Annotated in this window: 3 protein-coding genes; 1 reads left to right on the forward strand and 2 read right to left on the reverse strand. The window is 72.1% G+C overall.

Going from position 1 to position 1454, the window contains the following annotated elements:
• Both FV228_RS29555 and FV228_RS29560 read right to left on the reverse strand, forming a co-directional pair.
• A partial coding sequence (locus FV228_RS29555) for a DJ-1/PfpI family protein (RefSeq protein ID WP_187277972.1) occupies window positions 1–555 on the reverse strand: 555 nt, incomplete at its 3' end.
• Entirely contained in the window at window positions 552–1112 is a 561-nt protein-coding gene (locus tag FV228_RS29560) for an isochorismatase family protein (protein WP_147857705.1), read from the reverse strand. The genes FV228_RS29560 and FV228_RS29555, both read right to left, overlap by 4 nt.
• A 114-nt stretch (window positions 1113–1226) precedes the next feature.
• Between FV228_RS29560 and FV228_RS29565 the strand changes: the two genes are divergently transcribed.
• The coding region (locus FV228_RS29565) for a Sir2 family NAD-dependent protein deacetylase (protein ID WP_281406551.1) at window positions 1227–1454 on the forward strand (228 nt) is incomplete at its 3' end.

The raw sequence follows: 1454 nt of genomic DNA on the forward strand, positions 1-1454 counted from the left end.
GAGGTGGAGCATCAGGTCGACGCCCGCCGTGACGCCGGCGCTGCTGAACCGGTCCCGGTCCTGCACGAACAGCCGGTTTTCCAGAACCCGCGCCCGGGGCGCCAGGGCGGCGAGCCGCGCGCAGCTGGCGTGATGGGTGGTGCAGGCATAGCCGTCGAACAGCCCGGCCCGGGCGGCCATCAGCGTGCCCTCGCACACCGTGACCAGGGTGTGGCCCGGCCGGACCGCGCCGCGCAGCCAGTCGACGATCCGTGCCTCGGCGGCCGCGTCGTCCGGATCGGCTTCGCGGCCGAGCACCCGGGACGAAGCGCCGGGCAGGAGCACCACGGTACCCGGCGCGATCGCCTCCGGCAGCGGCTCGGCGCCGCTCAGGGCCAGCCCGATCGAGCAGCGGGTGTACGGATCCGGCGCCACGTAGCGGACCGCGAAGGCGACCCGCTCCTGCACCGCCCCGGCGATCCGCAGCACCTCGACCGGGCCGGCGAGATCGAGCAGCAGGGTGCGCGGCGGCAGGACCACCAGGACCGGGATGCTGCGCCGCGCTGCCTCGCTCATGCGGCGACCGGCAGGTCCCGGCCGGCGAGCGCCTGCGCCACCGTGGCGATGCGGGCGAAGCGGTCCACCAGGACCAGCTCGGTGCGGGCCTTGATGTCGTCCGCCTCGAACCGGCGGCCGTCAGGATGGGTCATCGCGAAGGTCAGCGTCGCCTCGGTGACGTAATCCACCTGCCAGCCGCTGTCGGAGGCGTGCCGGGTGGTGGTCTCGCAGCATTGCTCGGTGCGGATCCCCGACACGATCAGCCGGCGGATGCCGTGCTGCGTCAGCCAGCCCGCAAGACCCGTATCGACCAGCGCGCTGTGCCGGCGCTTGTGGAACACGGCCGTCGGCGCGATCACGATGGGCTCGAGGGTGCGGACATGGCCGGACTCGACCGAAAACGGACCCGTCTCCGCGACGTGGAACACCTGCAGCACCGGAATCCGGCGGGCGGCCGCGCCGTCGATGAGGGTCTGCAGGCGTTCGGTGAAGAGCGGCACGTCCGCCGCGCTCCAGAACGGCCGGTGACGGAAGGATTCCTGGACGTCGATGACCAGCAGCGCAACAGCGGACATTTCGTGTCTCCCACTCGGTAAAGCGAGCGGCAGGATCGCGCTCTGGCCACACGGGCGAAAGAAACCGCGCAGCCAACCAGCGGACATATCCGGCCATTCCATGGAGAACGCCGCATGAGCACGCCCAAAAACATCTTCGTGCTGACCGGAGCCGGCGTGTCGGCCGAGAGCGGGCTGGGCACGTTCCGCGACCGCGGCGGGATCTGGGCGCGGTTCGACCCGATGCGGCTCGCCACCCCGGAGGCCTATGCCGCCGATCCCGACACGGTGCTCGACTTCTACGACCATCGCCGCCGGGGCGTGGTCGCGGCCGCGCCCAACGCGGCGCATGTGGCCCTGGCC

This window comes from Methylobacterium sp. WL18 (assembly GCF_008040015.1).
GTDB lineage: Bacteria > Pseudomonadota > Alphaproteobacteria > Rhizobiales > Beijerinckiaceae > Methylobacterium > Methylobacterium mesophilicum.

Bases quoted from the DNA above. Each gene is read 5' to 3' on its own strand.
- FV228_RS29560 (WP_147857705.1), bottom strand. From the start codon at position 1,112: ATGTCCGCTGTTGCGCTGCTGGTCATCGACGTCCAGGAATCCTTCCGT.